This window comes from Microbispora sp. H10949 (assembly GCF_014161435.1).
Lineage (GTDB): Bacteria > Actinomycetota > Actinomycetes > Streptosporangiales > Streptosporangiaceae > Microbispora > Microbispora triticiradicis.
In genome coordinates, this window is record NZ_JABBWZ010000006.1 from 513,352 (window position 1) to 533,646 (window position 20,295).

Annotated in this window: 18 protein-coding genes; 13 read left to right on the forward strand and 5 right to left on the reverse strand. The window is 71.9% G+C overall.

Annotated features, from left to right (window positions below; all coding sequences use genetic code 11):
• Nucleotides 1-207 precede the first annotated feature (207 nt).
• Together HHX40_RS18820 and HHX40_RS18825 are read right to left on the reverse strand one after the other, a co-directional pair.
• Nucleotides 208-825 (reverse strand): hypothetical protein, encoded by a 618-nt coding sequence (locus HHX40_RS18820; RefSeq protein ID WP_182881601.1) that lies wholly within the window; start codon nucleotides 823-825, stop codon nucleotides 208-210.
• A gap of 34 nt (nucleotides 826-859) precedes the next feature.
• Entirely contained in the window at nucleotides 860-2,227 is a 1,368-nt protein-coding gene (locus HHX40_RS18825) for a hypothetical protein (RefSeq protein WP_182881602.1), read from the reverse strand.
• 326 nt (nucleotides 2,228-2,553) lie between these two features.
• Between HHX40_RS18825 and HHX40_RS18830 the strand changes: the two genes are divergently transcribed.
• The gene (locus HHX40_RS18830) at nucleotides 2,554-3,615 is read left to right on the forward strand and encodes an ArsR/SmtB family transcription factor (RefSeq protein WP_182881603.1); all 1,062 of its coding nucleotides are present in this window, start codon (nucleotides 2,554-2,556) and stop codon (nucleotides 3,613-3,615) included.
• Nucleotides 3,616-3,660: 45 nt separating this feature from the next.
• Here the strand turns inward: HHX40_RS18830 and HHX40_RS18835 are convergent, their stop codons facing one another.
• Nucleotides 3,661-4,863: an MFS transporter gene (locus HHX40_RS18835; protein WP_182881604.1), complete on the reverse strand. Its 1,203-nt coding sequence runs from the start codon at nucleotides 4,861-4,863 to the stop codon at nucleotides 3,661-3,663.
• A 58-nt stretch (nucleotides 4,864-4,921) separates the two neighbouring features.
• Here HHX40_RS18835 and HHX40_RS18840 point away from each other — a divergent pair, with 58 nt between their 5' ends.
• The 11 genes from HHX40_RS18840 to HHX40_RS18890 all read left to right on the forward strand — a co-directional run bounded on the left by HHX40_RS18840 (nucleotide 4,922) and on the right by HHX40_RS18890 (nucleotide 17,145).
• The gene (locus tag HHX40_RS18840; protein ID WP_182881605.1) at nucleotides 4,922-5,893 is read left to right on the forward strand and encodes an ArsR/SmtB family transcription factor; all 972 of its coding nucleotides are present in this window, start codon (nucleotides 4,922-4,924) and stop codon (nucleotides 5,891-5,893) included.
• 432 nt (nucleotides 5,894-6,325) lie between these two features.
• Nucleotides 6,326-7,066, forward strand: a complete 741-nt coding sequence (locus HHX40_RS18845) for a TauD/TfdA dioxygenase family protein (RefSeq protein WP_138462000.1) — start codon at nucleotides 6,326-6,328, stop codon at nucleotides 7,064-7,066.
• 27 nt (nucleotides 7,067-7,093) lie between these two features.
• Nucleotides 7,094-7,540, forward strand: a complete 447-nt coding sequence (panD, locus tag HHX40_RS18850) for an aspartate 1-decarboxylase (RefSeq protein WP_138461999.1) — start codon at nucleotides 7,094-7,096, stop codon at nucleotides 7,538-7,540.
• A complete protein-coding gene (locus HHX40_RS18855) occupies nucleotides 7,537-8,916 on the forward strand; it encodes a DUF6002 family protein (protein ID WP_182881606.1) in 1,380 nt (459 codons plus the stop codon). Before panD ends, HHX40_RS18855 begins: the two co-directional genes overlap by 4 nt.
• 26 nt (nucleotides 8,917-8,942) lie before the next feature.
• Entirely contained in the window at nucleotides 8,943-10,169 is a 1,227-nt protein-coding gene (locus HHX40_RS18860) for a hypothetical protein (protein ID WP_182881607.1), read from the forward strand.
• On the forward strand, nucleotides 10,166-11,305 hold the full coding sequence (locus HHX40_RS18865; protein ID WP_182881608.1) for a potassium transporter TrkA: 1,140 nt from the start codon (nucleotides 10,166-10,168) through the stop codon (nucleotides 11,303-11,305). The genes HHX40_RS18860 and HHX40_RS18865 overlap by 4 nt, the downstream gene beginning before the upstream one ends.
• Before the next feature lie 30 nt (nucleotides 11,306-11,335).
• Nucleotides 11,336-13,165: an asparagine synthase (glutamine-hydrolyzing) gene (gene asnB / locus HHX40_RS18870; protein ID WP_182873726.1), complete on the forward strand. Its 1,830-nt coding sequence runs from the start codon at nucleotides 11,336-11,338 to the stop codon at nucleotides 13,163-13,165.
• Between the two features lie 113 nt (nucleotides 13,166-13,278).
• Nucleotides 13,279-14,151, forward strand: a complete 873-nt coding sequence (locus HHX40_RS18875; protein WP_182881609.1) for an alpha/beta fold hydrolase — start codon at nucleotides 13,279-13,281, stop codon at nucleotides 14,149-14,151.
• 146 nt (nucleotides 14,152-14,297) lie between these two features.
• Nucleotides 14,298-15,056: a (Fe-S)-binding protein gene (locus tag HHX40_RS18880; protein ID WP_182881610.1), complete on the forward strand. Its 759-nt coding sequence runs from the start codon at nucleotides 14,298-14,300 to the stop codon at nucleotides 15,054-15,056.
• A gap of 26 nt (nucleotides 15,057-15,082) precedes the next feature.
• On the forward strand, nucleotides 15,083-16,498 hold the full coding sequence (locus HHX40_RS18885) for a lactate utilization protein B (RefSeq protein ID WP_310738190.1): 1,416 nt from the start codon (nucleotides 15,083-15,085) through the stop codon (nucleotides 16,496-16,498).
• Nucleotides 16,495-17,145 carry a LutC/YkgG family protein gene (locus HHX40_RS18890; RefSeq protein ID WP_182881612.1) on the forward strand — a complete coding sequence of 217 codons (651 nt, stop codon included), beginning with the start codon at nucleotides 16,495-16,497 and terminating at the stop codon, nucleotides 17,143-17,145. The genes HHX40_RS18885 and HHX40_RS18890 overlap by 4 nt, the downstream gene beginning before the upstream one ends.
• 9 nt (nucleotides 17,146-17,154) lie before the next feature.
• On the opposite strand, the gene HHX40_RS18895 is transcribed toward HHX40_RS18890, so the two are convergent.
• Together HHX40_RS18895 and HHX40_RS18900 are read right to left on the reverse strand one after the other, a co-directional pair.
• Complete coding sequence (locus HHX40_RS18895; RefSeq protein WP_182881613.1) at nucleotides 17,155-18,222, reverse strand: Vms1/Ankzf1 family peptidyl-tRNA hydrolase; 1,068 nt, start codon at nucleotides 18,220-18,222, stop codon at nucleotides 17,155-17,157.
• A 219-nt stretch (nucleotides 18,223-18,441) separates the two neighbouring features.
• The gene (locus tag HHX40_RS18900; RefSeq protein ID WP_111700858.1) at nucleotides 18,442-18,861 is read right to left on the reverse strand and encodes a DUF2795 domain-containing protein; all 420 of its coding nucleotides are present in this window, start codon (nucleotides 18,859-18,861) and stop codon (nucleotides 18,442-18,444) included.
• Nucleotides 18,862-18,995: 134 nt separating this feature from the next.
• Here HHX40_RS18900 and HHX40_RS18905 point away from each other — a divergent pair, with 134 nt between their 5' ends.
• The gene (locus HHX40_RS18905) at nucleotides 18,996-20,084 is read left to right on the forward strand and encodes a GNAT family N-acetyltransferase (protein WP_182873721.1); all 1,089 of its coding nucleotides are present in this window, start codon (nucleotides 18,996-18,998) and stop codon (nucleotides 20,082-20,084) included.
• The last annotated feature ends 211 nt before the right edge of the window (nucleotides 20,085-20,295 follow it).

Below are 20,295 nucleotides of genomic sequence, written 5' to 3' on the forward strand. Positions count from 1 at the left end.
CCCCTGGCCTGCTCGAACACCGCCAGCGCGGCCAGCGAGACGACCTGGGCGGCGAGGCCCGCGTACACGCCCGCGGCCGCCCGGCTCACCGGTGACGACGTGGACCGCATCTAGGTTCTCCCCTCGGCGCCGCTGTGACCTTCCTCACTCTTATCCCGTCCGCGACGCCGCTAATCAGGCCCCGCCCCGCTCGCCGATAAGGGAGGGTTACGTCGTTTGCGGTTCCGGGGGCGGAACATCCCTGGCCGGGGTCGACGGGAGCGTTCTGAGGCGGAGACCGTAGGCCTTCTCCAGCGACGTGTGCCGCCGGACCCGCCACACGAAATCCTCGAAGACACTGGCATAGCGGTCGCTCGACTCCCGGATTTCCCGTTCCCTCCTGATGAACGGCTCCAGCGCGTCCCACGCCCTGCTCGCCCGATAACCGAGAAGCGGGACGACCAGCCCCTCGTCCGCCATCTTCCGCGCCATGAAGGCGCCGCATCCGCTGTAGAAGCCGACGACCTTCGTGACGGCGAGAAAGGCCTCCTCGGGCAGCAGCATGCAGCCCGTTCCCGGATCGTGCTCGTCCCGCAGCCGCTGGACGACGTACCGCTCGGCGAGCTGGAACTCCGATGACCGGAATTCTTGAAACAGTTCGACCAGAACGGGGAGCTGGTTCGTGTGGTGCATTATCCGTATCTGCCGCAGCGCCGTCGCGACGGACACGGCGAGCGCGAGCAGAGAGACCGCCAAAGTGGCGGCGCCGAGCAGATCCATCCATTCCCTCGCAGCATCGATCCGCCTGTTTTCCGGGAAAACGACCGAGTTCGGGGAATCGTTCACGAGGAGAATCGGGCGGTCCTCGCGGTTTCGGGCCTCAGGCCGCGGCCACCACGACGTTCTCGCAGGAACCGTAGACGGATCGGGTGAAGACGCCCTCGTTTCCCTCGGTCAGGAACCGGGCCCAGAGCCCGCCGGGACGGTCGCCGAAAAGGAAGGGGCCGAGGACGGGGTAGGTCTCGACGACGCCGGCGTCGTTGTCGCTCCAGCTCAGGTCGACCTCGCAGGCGACGGGCTCGACGTACTCCTGCGCGACGCTGTCGCCGAGCCGTACGGCCTCGTCCAGGGCGCGCCGCCAGGTCGCGGCGGTGCATCCCCGGCCCACGAGGACGGCCTCGCCCTTCATGCCGATGCCGCGCTTCAGCACCATCGCCCGCTGGCCGGCCTCCAGGTGCTTGACCAGGTCTACCCGCTCGCCACGCCAGTCGACGGCCCGGTCGGCCACGATCCGGGTCCACGGCACGTAGCGCTCGACGAAGGCGCGTTCGGCCGCGCTCATCCAGGGCTGCCCCTCGGAGAGGAGGCCGAGCGCCTTCTTGTTGTCGAGCAGCCCGCACGTCTGCGTGGGCAGCAGCAGGCAGCCGGCGTCCAGAGCCTGGCGCACCGGCTCGATGTCGATGCCGAGTTCCCGCCACTCCGGCACCGTGAAGCAGCGGACACCGATCGGGAACGCCAGGCGGTCGCCGTCCATCAGCCCGTGCGGCAGGTCCTCGGGGGTGAACAGTTCGGCGGAGATCCCCCGGTGGTGCAGGCGTTCGAGTTCGAGGTGGAAGTACTTGACCGCGATCCGGCTCGGCAGATCCCGCATGCTGGTCACCCAGGCGGCCCTCGGCTCCACGCCGAGACGGTCGCAGGCGTCGGCGACGAAGTCCGCCCGGGCGTGCACGGGGTCGGAACTGCGGAAGGGCGCCGTGCCGTACCGGTGGTAGGCGGCCCGCCAGGCCCTCAGCCAGGAATGGGTCTCGATGACGCCGCCGGGGGTGCCGCAGGGGTTGAACTCGATGAAGCGCGGCCCGTCGGCGCCGATGATGACGTCCGGCCTCGCCATGGCGGCGGCGAACTCCTCTTCGACGAACGGGTCGCCGACCACGAGGGGATAGTCCGCGGCGCTCGTGCCGAGCCCGTCGAGCCTGCCCCGCAGCGTCGGCGCGAGCCCGAGAACGGTGCGGCGCAGGAGGTCGAGCAGCACGCGGCCGGCGCGGAAGACCTCGGCGTAGGAGCGGCGCGGGATGACGATGGGCGAGAGGGGCAGCACCGAGGTCGGCATGAGGTGCGTGTCCGCCATGTAGTAGCGGACCAGGTCGCGGATCTGCCGGGGGCGCAGGCCCCGCGGGCGGATCGTCTGTCGGTCGCCGAACCAGTCGTGCGGCCGCGTCCGCTCCGCCGATCCGTTCGTGGTGTTCACGAGCCGCCCACCGGTCCTCCCTGTGACGCGAGGGCATGGCCGGACGCCCCCTTGCAAACCGAACCCGAACCCGCATTCCGCGACTCGGAAACGAACGGGGCGAACACCTGTGGTTCCGGGTTCGCCATGCCGACGCTAGGAGCGCCGCGGCCGCCTGGCAATGAGATTCGGCGGTGGGGAAAAGTCCCTGATGGTCGGCCCGCCTCTGCCGCTATTCGCGCACAGGCGAATCTTCGGACTTGTTATGAGGGGATTGGCCGGGCGATTTCCGGGAAACGGCTCTGGGTATCCGCGAGGCTCCGGCGTCGCGCGAGAGTGGAGGAGAGTTGGGCGGCATCACCCTCAGCGAGACCGATCTTTCCCGGATAAGTGTGGCGTCCATGCCGTCGCTGGCGCTCGAAGTGTCGCTCAGCCTCCAGATCCTCGACAGGCGTTCCGCCGGCTCGTACGCGAGGTGGCGGTCGCGGACCCGCGCCCGGCTGAGGCTCGGCCACGGCGGCGGCAGGGCCGTCGGACACGGGACGACGGAACACGGCGCGATCGGACACGGCGCGTTCGAACACGGCGCGCTGAGGATCGTACGGCGCGTGATCGGCGGCGCGGGCACCCTGGCCGACCAGGTGCGCGTGGTCTCGTGGGCGGTCGGAAAGCACGATCCCCTCACGCACCGCGCCGAGGCCGGCGCGGACGCCGGTGCCGAGGCCGGCGCCGGGGTCTCCGGCCACGGAACCCGCCGGCCGGCGGCACCGCCTGAGTCCGTTCCCGCACAACCCGTGGTGTCCGCGCTGCTCTGGTACTGCGAGACGGTGATCGCGCCGTACTGGAACCGCTTCAGGGCGGCCGTCGAGTCGGAGCGGGCCGTCCACGCGCGGGCGCTGCTCAGCGGCGGCCCGGACGAACTGCTGCGGTCCCTGGGGCACGGCCTCGCGTGGAGACGGCCGAGGCTGTGGGTCGAGGGTGACGGGGAGGCCGGTCCGCGGCTCCGGGACGGCGGCGGCCTCGTCGTGGTCCCGTCCGTCTTCTGCGAGCGCAGCGAGATCCTGTTGCCGGACGCCGACCGGCCCCTCCTGGTGCATCCCATGGGGACGTCCGCACGTGATCTGGCGCTGGGCCTGCGCAGCGGGCCGGGCGAGGGCGTGAACGGCCGGCGGGCCCTCGGGAACCTTCTCGGCGGCACCCGCGCGGCGATCCTCGCCGAACTCCGCAGTCCGTACACGACCACGGAGGTCGCCCGCCGCCACGACCTGGCGCCCGGCACGGTCAGCAGGCACCTGTCGGTCCTCCGCGACGCCGGCCTGGTGGGCAGCCGCCGCCGGGCCAACGAGGTGCTGTACGTCGCCACGCCGCTGGGCCGCGCCCTCGTCGACTCCGTGTCGGGCGCCGGGTGAGGCTCCCCGATGCGCGCGTCCCGCAGCCTGAACCCGGCGGACCACTCAGACCGCCGGGTTGAGATCCGGTACGGCGCCGCCCCGGGCGGCGCGCCAGCGTGGCCCGACGTGCGCGATCAGGGCGAGCGTCAGCACCAGGGAACCGGCGCCGGCCAGGGCCATGGCGGTGCCCGTGCTCGTGAGCTCGGCCGCCGTCCCCGTCAGGGACGCGGCGACCGCCTGCATCGTCATCATGCCGCTCATGGCCAGGCCGAGGCCCTGCCCGCACAGCCGCTCGGGCATGGCCAGCACGAGCCGTTCCTGAACGCCGAGCGTGGAGCCGAACCCGAACGACGCCACGGCGACCGCGACCAGGGCGCCCGGCCCGGGAGGGATCACGAGGAACGCCAGATAGGGCACCGCGAGCAGAAGGGACAGGGGCAGGATCAGCCGGCCTCTGAGCTCCGGCGTGAGACGCCCGACGACGACGTCGCCGAGGAGCATGCCGGCCCCCGCCGCCACGAACAGCGCGCCGGCCATGTCCCCGGCGTACGGCACGTAGAGCGCCTCGGCGCCGACGACGAGACCGTTGGGCAGCCAGTGCGCCAGGAGCAGGCCGCGGGTGCGCCGGTCCGCGAAGAGCGTCCGGTTGCCCGCCCACGTGGCTCGCACGGCGCCTCCGGCGGGGCCGCGCGAGGGCCTCGGCCGCAGCCCGGACCAGCTCACCGCGGCGGCGCCCAGCGCGGCGAGGGCCGCGACCCAGAGAGCTCCCGAGACACCGACGGAGGTGACCAGGATGCCGCCGGCGGCGAATCCGAGTATCTGCATCACGCCGACGACGACGTTCAGCAGCGCCCGGCCCGGCACGTACTGCTCCCGGCCGAGGACGTCGGTGAGGAGGGCCTGCCGGACGGCGACGGCGACGGCGTCGCCGGAGCCGAGGAGCAGGATTGTCAGCAGCACGGCCCAGACCGGGAGCACGCCGAAGGCCAGGCCGCACAGCGTCACCGCCCTGACGGCCTCCCAGACCGTGAGGGCGAGGCGAGGCGGAAGCCGGTCGGCCAGGGACATCACCGTCAGGGCGACGATCGCCTGCGGCAACAACCCGGCCAGAAAGGCGACCGCCGACAGGAGAGGCGAGCGGGTCGCCGCGAAGACGAGCGACGCCAGAGCCAGCTGCTGCATGGTCTTTCCGGCGATCGTCAGGCTGTGCCCGCAGAAAAGCGCCCGGAATTCGGGCACCTTCAGCACGTCACCATAACTCACCACGTCGACATCATGCGGCAGGCCTGATTATGCGGGCCATCTTTACGCCTGGAGGCGAAACATGGTCGTGCTCCGCGTCTCGGCGGACGATCTGGTGGGAATTCGATTCGCGCTGTCGCCGATCGGCGAGACCATCGCGGCGCTGCAGATTCTCGCGGGCCGCAGGCGCCCGGTGGAACTGCGTCCCTGGCGCGAGTACGGCCGCGCCGTCTACGCCGGTCTCTGCCGCCGCGATCCCACCGTCGCCGCCATAGCCGAGCTCGTGGCGACCACCTCCTGGCTGCCCGACTTCATCTGCGCACCGCCGCCGGACCTGCGGACGACCGTCACCCGGGAACTGACCCGCATCGCCGAGACCCCGGACGCGCGGGCCCGGCACGACCTGGAGGTGAGCAGCGGCGGCCGTCCACTGGGTGAGGGCCTCGCCGGCTCGGGAGTCGCGGAGCGCGTCGCCGGCAGCCTGCTCTCCGTCTGGAGCGAACTGGTCGAGCCGATGTGGCCCCGCCTCCAGGCGATCGCCGAGCAGGACGTGCTCTACCGTACGGGCCTGCTGACCACGCACGGCTGGTCGGGAGCCCTGTCCGGGATGAACCTCGGGGTCCGCTGGCTCACCAGCGACCGCCTCGAGATCGCCGGTATCAGCGGACCCGACCTTGCGCTCGACGGCGCGGGCCTGACCCTGGTGCCCTGCACACTCGGCGGACGATGGCTGGCCACGGCTCCTCCGGAGGCCTGTGCGCTGATCTACCCGGCCCGCGGCGCCGGGCGGCTCTGGGGCGGCGGCCGGGTCGCGACGGACGGCGCCGACCGCCTGATCGGCCAGACCCGGGCCGCCCTCCTCCGCGCCCTCGACCAGCCGTCCACGACCACGCTGCTCTCCCGCAGGCTCGGCCTCAGCACGGGCGGGGTGGGCGATCACCTGGCGGTCCTGTACGACGCCGGCGCGGTGACGAAAACCCGCGACGGCCGGAGCGTCCTGTATCGGAGGACACCCCTGGGAGACGCTCTCGTCGAGCCCGGAGCCGCGGAATAGGAAATCACCCGGACCGGCCTGGCCGGCCATTTTCCGGGGGTTTTCGTCGCAGCGGAGAACCGCCTGGCCGCCCCTTTTCCGAGGGCAAAATAGAAGTGCGATTCAGGTGGCGCGTGCTGTCTGCCCTGCCCTGCCTTCGGCAAACAGACTACTTTGGGTCACGTCCTCCGCCGGGGTCCGGGCGTCGATACGCAGGCATTGTCACGTATGGTCGGCCCGATTAACCCGGCCGGTTCGTCACTTTAAGTGAATTGTTGCGAGCGCTTGACAATGCCGAAAGTTCATTTGTTATGGTGGAAAACGTTCGATGATCCACGGAAGTAGATCCCAGTGGATCTTTTATTACGGCATCTCGCCCGCGCGATCTCCGGCACCCTCGAATTGTGTGGTTCGAATCATGCCGTCATGTCCGGCAAAAGCCCAGGAGGAGTAATGTCGCATTCTCCGATCAGCATCCTTTCGCAGGTCGACTTCAACGGGCAACCGCTGGCCGAGGAACTGCTGATGAGAACGTTCCGCCAGCTCATGGACGAGCACGGATACGTCCTCATGTGCAACGTCCCCGACCGGTTCGACCCCGTGCGGTTCTGCCGCGCGCAGGGGACGTTCGTGCCGAACTACACCGGAGCAGTGGTCGGGGACGTCCGGCCGGAGCCCGGCATGGACGACGTCTACCACGCCGGCAACACGCGGCCCCTCACCCCGCACACCGAGGGCTACGACTTCGCGATCGCGCCGCCGCGCTACATCGCCCTGTGGTGTGTGACGCCGGCCGGCGGTCCGGGCGGGGAGACCACGCTCGCGGACACGCGTCCCTGGGTCGACGCGCTGTCGGAGGAGGAGCGCAAGATGCTCGAAGCCACCGACTACGACTGGAAGACCACCGAAGGGGTGCAGCGCCTCGGCCTGGACCTCAAGACGCGTCACCCGATCCTCGAGGACACCGAGGACGGACTGATCGTCCGATTCAGCTGCAACAACCTCCTGCGGGACGACCACGACCCGGTCGTCGAGATCCAGGAACGCTGGAAGGCCGCGTTCGACGACGACCACGTGGCGATCCACTACCACAGGAACGACATGCTCGTGTGGGACAACTGGCGGCTCCTGCACGCGCGCAACGCCTTCAGCGACCGCAGCCGCCACCTGCGTCGAATCCAGATCGCCGCCTGATCCCCCCACCCGACGAAGGGCCCTCACGTGTACCGGACCATGCTGCACAGCAAAATCCACCGCGCCACCGTGACCCAGGCCGACCTGCACTACGTCGGCTCCCTGACACTCGACCGGGACCTGCTCGACGCCGCCGACCTCCTGCCGGGCGAGAAGGTGGACATCGTCGACATCGACAACGGCAACCGCCTGAGCACCTACGTCATCGAGGGCGAGCGGGGCAGCGGGATCATCGGGATCAACGGCGCGGCGGCCAGGCTCATCTCGCCGGGCGACCTGGTGATCATCATCGCCTACAAGACCGTGGGCGAGGAGGCCGCGCGTCTCCTGCAGCCGAGGATCGTGTTCGTCGACCGGGACAACAGGCCTGTCGACGTCGGCCCCGACCCGGCCCGGGTGCCCGCGACGGCCGCGGCGGCCGGAATGTCCCGGCTCGTCCGGGGCGACCTGCTCGCGAAGGGATCCCCCCGATGACCGTCACCGCCGCCGCCCCGGTCGCGTCCGCGAGCGCGCCCGCCGCGGCCCGTCCCGCACTGGTCCGCTACTACGACGAACTGTCGCGGATCCTCGCGCACGCCGAGACCCGCGCGCGGTCCGGGGCGCCGGACGGCGGCGCGTTCACCCCCGGCTGGAGCCTTCCCCCGCTCACGCCCGAACTCGAGGCGTTCTTCGCGCCCAGCCTGATCACCGCGCACGAGCTGGAGCCGTACAGGGACACCCGGCTGACTCTGCTGAACCTGATGCACAACCCCCGGACGCGTACGACCAAGACCTTCGCGTCCCTGATGATCGTCGCCCGGGCGGTCGCGCACATCCGGCGCACCGGCGAAGCAGTCATGATCATCACTCCGTCCAGCGCGAACAAGGCCACCGCGCTCCGGGACGCGGTCCAGCGGGCGCACGAGACCGGGCTGGCCGGCGCGGACGAACTCGGCATCGTCTGCGTCGTGCCCTCGGCGTCCCGCCACAAGCTGTGGCGTTCCGCCCTCGTCGAGGATCCTCAATCGCGCCGCCGCAACCCCCTCGCCGTCCTCGACTCCGGCGAGGCGGGACAGGTCAAGACGCTGGCGCGCGCGGTCGCCGACGAGGAGGCGCACACCGTCTTCGACCGTCACGGCGTACGGCTCTGGCACTCGCTCGACCTGGCCAACTACGCGGTGGCGGACGCCGCCCGCGCTCTGTTCGAACGCGACCGCCTGCCGGCCGCGGCCCGGGTGCACGCGCACTCCGTGTCGAGCGCTTTCGGCCTGCTGGGCCACTTCTACGGCCAGCAGTGGCACACCGGCCGGGAGTGGCCCGGGACCGGCGCGCGATACTTCCTCGTCCAGCACCTGGGCACGCCCGACATGGTCGCCAGCCTCTACCACGGCACGTTCGGCTACCGGCCCGAGTGGACGTCACACGACGGGCTGCTCACGCAGCACGCCGACCCGCACTTCCCGCGCGTCGCCTACGCCTCCGACGAGGACCTCGACCCCACGTTCTACACCCGTACGCCGGTCACCTCGCCCCGCATGAACGAGATCATCAAGACCCAGGGCGGGGGCGGGATCGTCGTGTCGCTGGCCGAGTGCCTCGACCGCTACCCGTCGATCCGGCGCCTGCTGGAACCCGCGGGCGTCGACCTGCCGGCCGATCCGCGACAGGTCCGCGAATGGTCGCTGATCATGGCGGTCACCGGCGTCCTGAACGCGGCCGACCGCGGGCTGCTGGACCTGCGGGACGTCCTCGTCCACGGCTCGGGCTCCTACCACACCGGCGACTACCGGCCGCCCGAGGCCCACCACCTGTCCTCGATCGGCTCCCTCGGCGACCTGCGGGACGTCGTCCACGCGGCGGCCGCCCGGTAACGGCCCGGTCCTCCCAGGAGACACCCATGCCCGTCCACATCACCGATGCCGCACCCGCCTCCGTACCCCCGGAGCCCACCCCGAGCCCGCCCGGGGCGCCGGGCCTGACGCCCGCGCTCGCCCGGCTCGCCTACACGTGGAACAACACGCCCCGGCCGGTGTGGCGGGCCGCCCGCCGTCTGACCGACACCCTGGCCTCCTCCGTGCCGGTCGTCCTCTCCCACGCCGTAGGCGACGGCCCCTGCATCGCCTACGCCGGCCTGCCCGTCGGGCAGACGAACATCCTGCAACTCATGGAGCACCAGCGCGCCCAGCTGGGCTGGAAGACGGCGGGCCGGGACACCGGTTCGACCGGCTGGCGGGACGTCGCGGCGGGCCGCTGGCCGGACGCCGACCTGGTCGTCATCGGCGCGGAGGAACAGCGGATGAGCACACTGCCCTCGCTCGGCGGTCTGACGGCGCCCTTCCGCATCCACCTCGTGGTCGACATCCCGGACGGCGAGGAGGAACTCCAGCAGCGGATATCCCGGCGTGAACGGTGGCAGTTCCGCCGCAACCAGCGGGAACACGACTGGAGGCTGGAGGAGGACTCCTCACCCGGGGCGCTCGACTTCTTCTACCACCGGATGCATGTGCCGACCATGGGTCACCGGCACGGCGACCGCAGCCGTACGGAGCGGCTCGCCGTCGCCCGGCACGCGATCCTCCCGCGTGGCACGCTCTTCTTCGTCGCCGACCGCGCGGGGACCCGCGTCGCCGGCGTCCTGTGCCAGTGGTCCGCGGACAGACGGACCCTGACCACCCGCCTCCTCGGCGTCCTGGACGGCCGGGACGAGCACTACCAGAGTGGTGCCTTCAAGGCCGTCTATCACCTGCTCCTGCTGTGGGCCTGCGCCCACCGTGTGCCACGGGTCGACTTCTTCGGCACCGAGGCCTTCGTCAGCAAGGGCATCTTCCAGTGGAAACGCAAGTTCGCGCCCCGCCTGGAACTGCCGCCGAACCACTTCTCCACGAAACGGATGCGGATCTACGTACGCCGCGACACCCCCGCGGTCAGGGACTTCCTCGTCGCCAACCCGTTGCTGCGGATCGACGACCGGCAGATCCTCACCCCGGTGTACTTCACCGACGCGCGGCGGCCACCGCGGCTGGATGTCAGCGCGCGGTGCCCGGGAGTCCCGGAACCCGAGATCGTCGACCTGGACGCGTTCCTGGGGTCCTGCCCGACGCCGCCGGGAAGCACGGCACCATGACCGGCACCACGACCGGCGCAGTGACCGGCGCCCGCGGCGTGGTCGTCATGGGCACCGGCGCCTTCGCCGGTGCCCTGGTGCGGTCGTTCGCCCACCTGGCGTCCGGCCCGGCCACCGTCCACGTCGTCAGCCGCGACCTGGGCCGGGCCCGTGACCTCTGCGCCGTCGCCGGCGCCCACGCGGCACTCGCGGGAACCGCCGTCGGGTTCTCGCCCCACGCCCTCGACGTGCCGGGGGGAGACGACCTCCGTCCTCTCCTCGCCCGGGTCCGGCCCGCGGCCCTCGTGCTCTGCGCCTCGGACCAGTCCCCCGCGGAGATGCGGTCCACACCCTCGGCCTGGACGGACCTGGTACGCGCCGCCGGGTTCGGCGTCACCCTGCCGCTCCAGGCGGCCGTGGTCCTGCGCTGCGCGCGGGCGAGCGCGGAGGCCGGCGGGGACACGGCCGTGATCAACGCCTGCTTCCCCGACGCGGTCAACGGCATGGTGTGCGCCGCGGGCGTGCCCGTGCTGTGCGGCCTGGGCAACGTGTCCAGCCTCGCCATGGCGCTCCGCGCCCATCTGGGCGTACGCGAGGCGTCACGGCTCAGGCTCCTCGCCCACCACGCACATCTCCACCCCCCGCCGAGCCCCGCCGAGGAGGCGCTCGCCTGGCTCGACGACCGGCCCCTCGGCGACGTCGCCGACATTCTCGGCCGGATCCGGGCACGGCCCCGCGAACATCTCAACGAGATGGGAGCCGCGGAGGGCGCTGCGGTGCTGGACGCCGTCCTCGACGAGGAGCGCGGCTACGCCGGGCACGTGCCCGGGCCCCGGGGGCTGCCCGGCGGTTACCCGGTCACGATCACCGGCCGCGACGTGAGTCTCCGTCTCCCCCCGGAGACGGCGGAAGGAGAGGCCGTCGCGTGGAACACCGCCCGCGCGGAACTCGACGGCCTCGTGGTGGACCGGCACGGCACCGCCCGTCCGACTCCCCGCGCGCTGCGGGCGCTCCGGCGGCACTGGCCCGACGCCCCCGCCGCCTTCGGCCCGCGAGACCTCGACGACCTCCGTGCCGAGCAGTTGCGGCTGCGTCGCCGGCTGCGCGGCCTCCCGTCCCACCACTCCGGTGAAGGGCCGGACGCTGCGGCCCGCTGATCAGTTCGCTCACCCCAGGAAGGAAACCCGATGTGCGGCATAGTGGGATGGATCGACTTCACGCGTGATCTGCGGCAGGAGACGCCGGCGCTGCGGCGCATGACCCGGACCATGTCCCTGCGCGGGCCCGACGCCGAAGGCATGTGGACGGGCCCGCACACGGCGCTCGGTCACCGCCGGCTGTCGATCATCGACCTCGAGGGCGGCACCCAGCCGGCCATCGCCCGCCACGGGCCGTACGACGAACCGGTCGTGCTCGTCTACAGCGGCGAGGTCTACAACTTCCAGGAGCTCCGCGGCACGCTCATGGCCCGCGGCCACCGCTTCACGACGCGCTCGGACACGGAGGTGGTCCTGCGCGCCTACCTCGAATGGGGCGCGAGCTGCGTCGAGCGCTTCAACGGCATGTTCGCCTTCGCGATCTGGGACGCCTCCCGGGAGGAGCTTCTCCTCGCCCGCGACCGCATCGGCGTCAAGCCGCTCTACTACCACGCCTATCCGGGCGGCCTGCTGTTCGCCTCCGAGCCCAAGGGCATCATGGCCTCCCCGCTCTTCACCCCCGTCGTGGGCGAGGAGAGCCTCCCGATCCTCTTCAACGCCCGCCTCTCGCTGCCCGGCGAGACCCCGCTGCGGGGACTGCGAGAGGTGCGCCCGGGACACCTCGTCCGGTTCTCGCGCGCCGGCGCCAGCGAGTTCCCCTACTGGCGCCTGGTCAGCCGGGAGCACCGCGACGACCTGAAGACGACCGTGGGAACCGTGCGGGAGCTCTTCGAAGACGTCGTCGACCGGCAGCTCGTCGCGGACGTGCCGCGCTCCGCCATGCTCTCCGGCGGGCTGGACTCGACCATCATGTCCGCCCTGGCCCACCGCAGCCTCACCAAGGCCGGCGAGGGACCTCTCAACACCTTCTCGGTCGAGTTCGCGGGCGACGACAGCGACTTCAGGCCCACGGAGCTGCGGCCCGAACCCGACGGCCCGTACGCCCGGCTGGCCGCCCGTCACCTCGGCACCCGGCACCATGACATCGTCCTGGAGACCGCGGACGTCATCGGCGCCCTTCCCGCGGCGCGCCGCGCCCGTGACCTGCCGTCGCTGGGACAGTTCGACACGTCCATGTACCTGCTGTTCAAGGAGATCCGGCGGCACTCCACCGTGGCCCTTTCGGGGGAGGCCGCCGACGAGGTGTTCGGCGGATACCCGTGGTTCCACGACGAGCGCCTGGTCCGGCGGGACCGCTTCCCCTGGATCGGGGACGCCCCGCGCCTGGCCGACTGCTTCGCGCCGGACCTGCACCGCCGCGTCCGGCCGGCGGACGCGGAGCACGACCGTTACCTGACGCTGAAGGCGGAGGTTCCGCGCCTTCCCGGCGAGACGGGCCTGAACGCGCGTATGCGCGAGGTCATGTACTTCAGCCTGAAGGGCCCGCTCACCTATCTCCTCGACCGGAAGGACCGGATGAGCATGGCGGTCGGCCTGGAGGTCCGGGTGCCGTACTGCGACCACCGGCTGATCGAGTACGTCTGGAACGTGCCCTGGGAGATGAAGAACGCGGACGGCCACTGGAAGAGTCTGCTGCGGCTCGCCTTCGCCGACATCCTGCCTCAGGCGACGCTGGACCGCGCGAAGAGCGGATATCCCGGGACGCACGACCCCGCCTACGAGGCCGAGGTCATGCGGTCGATCGACAAGATCCTCACCGATCGGAGCTCCCCACTGTTCGGCGTGTTCGATCCCCAGCGGGTGGAGGACCTCACCCGGGCCGGGTCCAAGACCATGACCTGGCTCAACGCCAGCCACCTGCTGCTGCCGATCCTCGAGGTGGACGCCTGGATGCGGGCGTACGGCGTGACGCTGGCCTGAGCGGGGCGGCCTCCGCCGCCCGTGGCGTCCGCGTGGCGCAGCGCCCGGTTCCGCATGCCGGAACATCCCGGCCATCGTGTGTGCCGAGCCCGCCGGAAGGAAGTAAGCACGGTATGTTCGATGGATTCACGCTTGATCGAGTCGACCTGACCGAGGTGACGCTGCGGGTCCGGCACGGCGGCTCGGGGCCGCCGGTGCTTCTCGTCCACGGGCACCCCCGGACGCACATGACCTGGCACCGCGTGGCCCCGCTGCTCGCCGCCGACTACACGCTCGTCTGCCCCGACCTGCGGGGGTACGGCCAGTCGTCGAAGCCGGCGACCACCCCCGACCACTCGTCCTATTCCAAGCGCAGCATGGCGAACGACTGCCTGGAGCTGATGCGCGCGCTGGGGCACGACACCTTCCACGTCGTCGGACACGACCGCGGGGGCTACGTCGCGACCCGGCTCGCCCTCGACCATCCGCACGCGGTGACGCACCTGACCGCGCTCGACGTCGTGCCGATCGGCGCGGCGCTCGCGCGGTGCGACGCGAACTTCGCCACCCGCTGGTGGCACTGGTTCTTCCGCGCCCAGCCCAGCCCGGAACCGGAGACCGTCATCGGGTCGAACCTGAGCCTCTGGTACCAGGAAGGGCCCGAACAAATGGGGCAGGAGTCCTGGGAGGACCTGCAGGAGTCGCTGAGCGACCCCGAGAGGATCCACGCGATGTGCGAGGACTACCGGGCCGGGCTAGGCGTGGACCGGCGGCACGACGACGCGGACATGGAGGCGGGCCGCCGCGTCAAGTGCCCGACCCTCGTCCTCTGGGGAACGCGCGACGACCTGCCCGTTCTCTACGACGACATCATCGGTGTCTGGCAGGAGTGGGTGGAGCCCGAGGTCGTCGGCAGGGGAGTCGACAGCGGTCACCACATCGCCGAGGACGCTCCGGAACGCCTGAGCCGGGAGCTGCGCGCCGCGTGGCGGGAGGTCTCCGGCTGAGACGGCGGACCGGGACGGGCGCCTGAGGCGGCCGGACCGTCCGGCTGGTCCCCCGGCCGCCCCCGGGCGGCCGGATACGGACCAGGAGGTATGGTCTGACCGTATCCGGTCCGAACCCGGTCCGGCCGTACACGCCGGGAGGGCACGTGCGGGTCGCCCTGTTCGTCACCTGCGTCAACGACACGCTCTTCCCGGGCACCGGGCGGGCGGTCGTGACGCTGCTGCGCAGGCTCGGCGTCGACGTCGAGTTCCCGCGCGGCCAGACCTGCTGCGGCCAGATGCACGCCAACACCGGCTACCGGGACGAGGCGGTACGGCTGGCCCGGCGCAGCGTGGCGGTCCTGCGCGGCTACGACGCGGTGGTCGTGCCCTCCGGCTCGTGCGCGGCGATGATCCGCGAGCAGTACCCGAAGCTGGCCGGGCCTTCCGGGCCCTTCGCCGACGCGGTGGATCGGGTCGTGGCCGTGACGTACGAACTGACCGAGTTCCTCGTCGACGTGCTGGGCGTGACCGACGTGGGGGCGAGCTTCCCGCACCGGGTCACCTACCACCCGACCTGTCACTCGCTGCGCGGCATCCACCTCGGCGACCGGCCGCTGACCCTGTTACGCCAGGTGAAGGGGCTGGACCTGGTGCCGCTGCCGGGGGCGGAGGAGTGCTGCGGCTTCGGCGGCACCTTCGCGCTGAAGAACGCCGACGTGTCGGCGGCGATGTGCGCCGACAAGGTGCGGGCGGTCCTCGACACCGGCGCCGAGGTGCTGTGCGCGGCCGACAACTCGTGCCTCATGCACATCGGCGGCATGCTCGCCCGGCAGAAGTCGGGCGTACGGGTGATGCATCTGGCCGAGATCCTCGGCGCGGCCGAGCCGGCGGGGGCCGCCGGGCGTCCGGTGGGCGTCCCGTGAGCGCCGGTGAGCGTCCGATGAGCGCGGTGAGCGTCACCTTCCTCGGGATGCCGGCGACCCGGCCCTTTCCCCGGAACGCCGCGAGAGCCGTACGCGACTCGCAGTTGCGGTTCAACCTCCGCAAGGCGACCCGGACGATCAGGGCCAGGCGGGCGAGCGTGGTCGCGGAGGTGCCCGACTGGGCCGCGCTGCGCGACGCCGGGCGGGCGATCAAGGAGCACACCCTCCGCAACCTCGACCGGTATCTGCTTCAGTTGGAGGAGGCCGTCACGGCGGCCGGGGGCCACGTGCACTGGGCCGCCGACGCGGCCGAGGCCAACGAGATCGTCGCGGGCCTGGTGAAGGCCACGGGCGAGACCGAGGTCGTGAAGGTCAAGTCGATGGCCACCCAGGAGATCGGCCTCAACGAGGCGCTGCTCGAACACGGCATCACGGCGTACGAGACCGACCTGGCCGAGCTCATCGTGCAACTCGGCGACGACCGGCCCTCGCACATCCTCGTCCCGGCGATCCACCGCAACCGCGCGGAGATCCGGGAGATCTTCGCCGGGCGCATGGCGGGCTGGGGCCGCCCCGCCCCGGAGGACCTGACCGACGACCCCGCGGCCCTTGCCGAGGCGGCCCGGCTGCACCTGCGCGAGCGCTTCCTCAAGACGAAGGTGGCGATCTCGGGGGCCAACTTCGCGGTCGCCGAGACCGGCACCCTGGTCGTGCTGGAGTCGGAGGGCAACGGGCGGATGTGTCTCACCCTGCCGACCACCCTGATCAGCGTGGTCGGCATCGAGAAGGTGCTGCCGTCCTGGCGCGACCTGGAGGTCTTCCTGCAGCTCCTGCCCCGCAGCTCGACCGGCGAGCGGATGAACCCGTACACCTCGATGTGGACGGGCGCGACGGAGGGCCAGGAGTTCCATCTCGTGCTGCTCGACAACGGCCGCACCCGCGTCCTCGCCGACGAGGTGGGACGCCAGGCGCTGCGCTGCATCCGCTGCTCGGCCTGCCTGAACGTCTGCCCGGTGTACGAGCGGACGGGCGGCCACGCGTACGGGTCGGTCTACCCGGGGCCGATCGGGGCGATCCTCACGCCGCAGCTGCGCGGCATGAGCTCCGAGCTGGACCGCTCGCTGCCGTACGCCTCCTCGCTGTGCGGCGCCTGTTACGACGTCTGCCCGGTGGCCATCGACATCCCGTCGGTGCTGGTCGACCTGCGCGCCCGGAGCCCGCATCCCTGGCCGGAACGCGCCGGGATGGCCGCCGCCAGCTGGGTGCTCCGGCGGTCGGGACGGCTGGCGCGGATGCAGCGGATCGGGGGACGGCTGCGGAACCTGGCGCCCCGGCGGCTCCCCGGGCCGCTGGCGGCCTGGACGGACACCAGGGACCTGCCCGAGATCCCCCGGGAGTCCTTCCGCGACTGGTGGGACCGCACGGACGGAGGCCGCCGATGAGCCGCTCCCGCGACCTGATCCTCGCCCGGGTGCGCGGCGCCCTCGCGGGCGTGCCCGACGTCGAGATCCCGCGGGCCTATCGCGGCCCGTCCGCGACGCCGGGTGAGACCCCGCCCGCGACCCCGTCCGAGACGCCGGGTGAGATCCGGCTGTTCGAGGAACGGCTCCGCGACTATCGCGCCGTCGTGCACGTCGTGGCCGAGGCGGCCGTGCCGGAGCGGGTCGCGCGGTCCCTCGCCGAACGCGGGGCGCGGCGGGTCGCCGTGCCCGGGGGGTTCCCCGCGGCGTGGCCGGCCGCCGCCCAAGCCGAGCTCGTGGCCGACGAGCCGCCGCTGACCGCCGCCGATCTCGACGCGCTGGACGGCGTGCTGACCACGTGCGCGGTGGCCGTGGCGGATACCGGCACGATCGTGCTGGACGCCGGGCCCGGCCAGGGGCGGCGGGCGCTGTCGCTGGTGCCCGACTATCACCTGTGCGTGGTGCGGGCGGACCAGATCGTCGCCGGGGTGCCGGACGCGGTCGCCAGGCTGGACCCCGTCCGGCCCCTGACGTGGATCAGCGGCCCCTCCGCCACCAGCGACATCGAGCTGAACCGGGTGGAGGGCGTGCACGGCCCCCGTACGCTAGAAGTGCTGATCGTCACCTGACGCGGGCCGTCAGAAGCGGAGCAGGGCGCCGATGCCGTCCGGCGAGTCGATGTGATCGACGAACCACAACTCCGCGTCCGTCGCGGCCACCGCCCGCGCGAGGGCGGCGTCGGCCCGTTCCCGCACCGGCTCCTCGACTCCCCACGCGGCCAGTTCGGCCGGGTCGGTGGACAGGTGGGTGGGCTCGGGCCCGATCCACATCGTCGCGGTGGAGGACGGGTCGTCGCGCACCAGCACGGTGCTCACCCGCCGGTCGCGCAGCGCGCGGGCCGTCTCCTGCAGGCCGGCCACGGCCGGTCCGGCCGCGAACGCCCCCAGCAGCTCCGCGCACCGGCGGTCGACCCAGGCCCGGCAGGCGGCGTCGGTCTCCTGCCGGAAATGGTGCAGGTCGGCGCCGGGAGCGCGGCTGCCGTGCTCGGCCACCGTCAGCCGCCGTACGACGTCCTTGGCGAGGTGGTCGGTCACCAGGGCCCTCGCCTTGGGATCCCCGGCCAGGACGACGACCTCGGCGCCGATGCCGTGCGCCTCCTTCTCCACGACCTCCGCGACGGCCACGGCGTTGCGGCGCCAGGTCTCCTCGACCTCCCGCTCGAAGTTCCGCTGCGACCAGCCGCCCGCTCCGGTCTTCTGGATCGGCCCTTCCGCGACCTCCACGGTCAGCTCGCGCCGCTGTCCGTCGGCCACGACGGCGACGTCGCCTCCGGCCCGGTCGGCCAGCACCTCGATGTGCGGGACGTGCTCGCCGCGCTGCGCCAGCAGCGGCACGACGTGCGGGAGCGGCGACCACCGCGCGGTCTGCCGGCGAGGGCGGCAGGCGAGCGGCTCGGTGAGCACGACCTCGCCCCGACGCGCGAAGACCGCGCGGCCGGGCGCCGCCCAGACGGGATCGAGCATCAGCTCCCCGATGGGATCGAGGGCCTCCGGCGGCGCTCCCTCCGCGGCCAGAAGCTCGCGAAGGTGGGCCCATCGCCGCTGGACGACGTTGGCCGCTCCCTCGGACGACCGGTCGGTGTCCAGGTAGACCGAGGCGTACGGCCCGCCCGGCTCGTACAGTCCGCGAATGAAGTCGAGTCTCACCGGGTCTCCCCAAGGTCGTGTCTGATAAATCAAGCCCTGCTGCGCGTGGCCCAGGCGGCGCCTCGCTGCGTTGCCCCACCCGCGGAGATTCCTCGCAGGCTCGGAATCTCCGCGGGGCCCGGAGTCGTCGCCGATAACGCTGTTATCGGCTCCTCCTCCGCCTTGCGATGCATCCACCTGGATCCACGCTCGCGACGGGCAGCATTTATCAGGCACTCCCTACCAGCGCTGGCGTTCCACTCCGAGCCCGAGTGCCTCCGCCACCTCCCCGATGTTGTGGAACTTCATCTCGGGCAGCCGCCGTACGGCGTCGATCACGGCGTCGGGGGCGTTCTTGCGCTCGGCGTGGCCGAGCAGCTTGGCGGGGTCGGCGGGGAAGCCCGCGTCGCTGAGCCAGGTGGCGAGGTGGCTGCGGCGCTCCACATCCGCGGGGGTGATGCCGAGCGGCGTCCCCGGCTCGCGGCCGGGCGGCTGGCGGCGCGGTGGCGACATGTCCTGTTCGGGCTGCTGCGTCGGCTCGGTCTCCCGCCATTCCTCGGCCCGGCTGGTCCCGGAGCCCTGTACGAGGCCCTGCGTCTCGTGCTTCTGCTGTTCGTCGAGGCGGCGGCCGTGCTTGTCGCTGCCGCGTTGGATACTCATGACCTCACCTCCCGATTAGGGTCACTGTCGTGCCTCGTACCCGAACCGCCTGCCCCAAACATCGTGAGCGGTGAGGACATGCCCTACTTAACCGGCGACGGGCGAAAAATCCCTGTATGTGATGGAGTGATGCGTTGTTCGACGAACGGCTGACGATCAACACCGAGCGGCTGATCCTGCGGCCGTTCGGCCCGGGTGACGCGGGCCAGGTTCGGGCGATCATCGAGGACGGCGCCCACACCACCGCGCTGCCGCCCGGCGCGCCGGGGCACGCCTCCGGGATCGGCCAGTGGCTGACACAGGGCGTGCACGAGCTGTGGCGCTCGGGACAGGGCATCCACCTGGCGATGCACGCCAGGGACGGGGTGGTCGGATCGATCAGCATGTTCAAGGCCCAGTGGGGCGCGGGCATCGCCGAGGTGGGGTACGGCGTGCACCCCGCGTACCGCCGCCGGGGATACGCGACCGAGGCGGTGCGGGGGCTCGCCGGCCGCCTGCTGGGGTCGGGGGTGCTGCGCCGCGTCGAACTCCGGGCCAACGCCGACAACCTGGCGTCGATCCGGGTCGCAGAGAAGGCCGGTTTCGTCCGTGAGGGCCTGCTGCGCGGCGCCGGGTTCGAGGACGACGGCCCGCACGACCTGGTGGTCTTCGGCAGGCTCCGCGGGGACGAGCGGCAGGCGCCACGCCGCCGGATCGAGAGCGAGCGGCTGGTCCTGCGGCCCTTCGTCCGGCAGGACGCCTTCGACATGGTCGACGCGGTCAGAGGCGACACGGAGATCGCCCGCTGGATGCCGTGGGCCGAGGGCTACACGCTGGAGCGCGCCCTGGAGTGGTGCACCCGCCTCGCGCACGCGCCGGGCCCCGGCTATGGTGGCAACTTCGCGATACAGCCGCGGGACGGGGGACGGCTGGCCGGCGCCGTCGGCGTGCAGCGCGAGGACCACGAGCGCGGCGACGCGGAGCTGGGGTACTGGATCGCGCCGTGGGCCAGGCGCCAGGGGTACGCCGTGGAGGCGGCCCGCATGGCCACCGCGCACCTGTTCGACCTGGGGTTCCACCGGGTTCACCTGCTGGTGGCGACGGGCAACCGGGCCAGTCAGGGGGTCGCGAGGAAGGCCGGGTTCATCGAGGAGGGGATCATGCGGCAGGCGCTGCCCGTGCCGGGGGGCTGGGCCGACGCCGTCCTCTTCAGCATCCTTAACGGGGAAATTTCATGGCAATAGGTAAAGAATCGCTCTAGACCCTGGGCCCTCCGGTCAAGAGACCTCCATGATTGGGGCCGAAAGGTTATTCTCGCCTGCCAGAGCGTCCCGCCGGCCGGCGGGAGGCGACGGAGCGGCCCGGCCGGGTCGCCGGCCGTCCGGAGCGGACCGGCAGTGACTGGAGGCGAGAAGCGAGCGACTCCACACGACGAGGACTCCACACGACGAGGAA

What these genes read in the sequence shown, in the direction of transcription:
- HHX40_RS18865 (WP_182881608.1), top strand. Translation starts at nt 10,166, where the DNA reads ATGACCGGCACCACGACCGGCGCAGTGACCGGCGCCCGCGGCGTGGTC.
- HHX40_RS18875 (WP_182881609.1), top strand. Translation starts at nt 13,279, where the DNA reads ATGTTCGATGGATTCACGCTTGATCGAGTCGACCTGACCGAGGTGACG.
- asnB (WP_182873726.1), top strand. Translation starts at nt 11,336, where the DNA reads ATGTGCGGCATAGTGGGATGGATCGACTTCACGCGTGATCTGCGGCAG.
- HHX40_RS18845 (WP_138462000.1), top strand. Translation starts at nt 6,326, where the DNA reads ATGTCGCATTCTCCGATCAGCATCCTTTCGCAGGTCGACTTCAACGGG.
- HHX40_RS18890 (WP_182881612.1), top strand. Translation starts at nt 16,495, where the DNA reads ATGAGCCGCTCCCGCGACCTGATCCTCGCCCGGGTGCGCGGCGCCCTC.
- HHX40_RS18840 (WP_182881605.1), top strand. Translation starts at nt 4,922, where the DNA reads ATGGTCGTGCTCCGCGTCTCGGCGGACGATCTGGTGGGAATTCGATTC.
- HHX40_RS18900 (WP_111700858.1), bottom strand. Translation starts at nt 18,861, where the DNA reads ATGAGTATCCAACGCGGCAGCGACAAGCACGGCCGCCGCCTCGACGAA.
- HHX40_RS18855 (WP_182881606.1), top strand. Translation starts at nt 7,537, where the DNA reads ATGACCGTCACCGCCGCCGCCCCGGTCGCGTCCGCGAGCGCGCCCGCC.
- HHX40_RS18860 (WP_182881607.1), top strand. Translation starts at nt 8,943, where the DNA reads ATGCCCGTCCACATCACCGATGCCGCACCCGCCTCCGTACCCCCGGAG.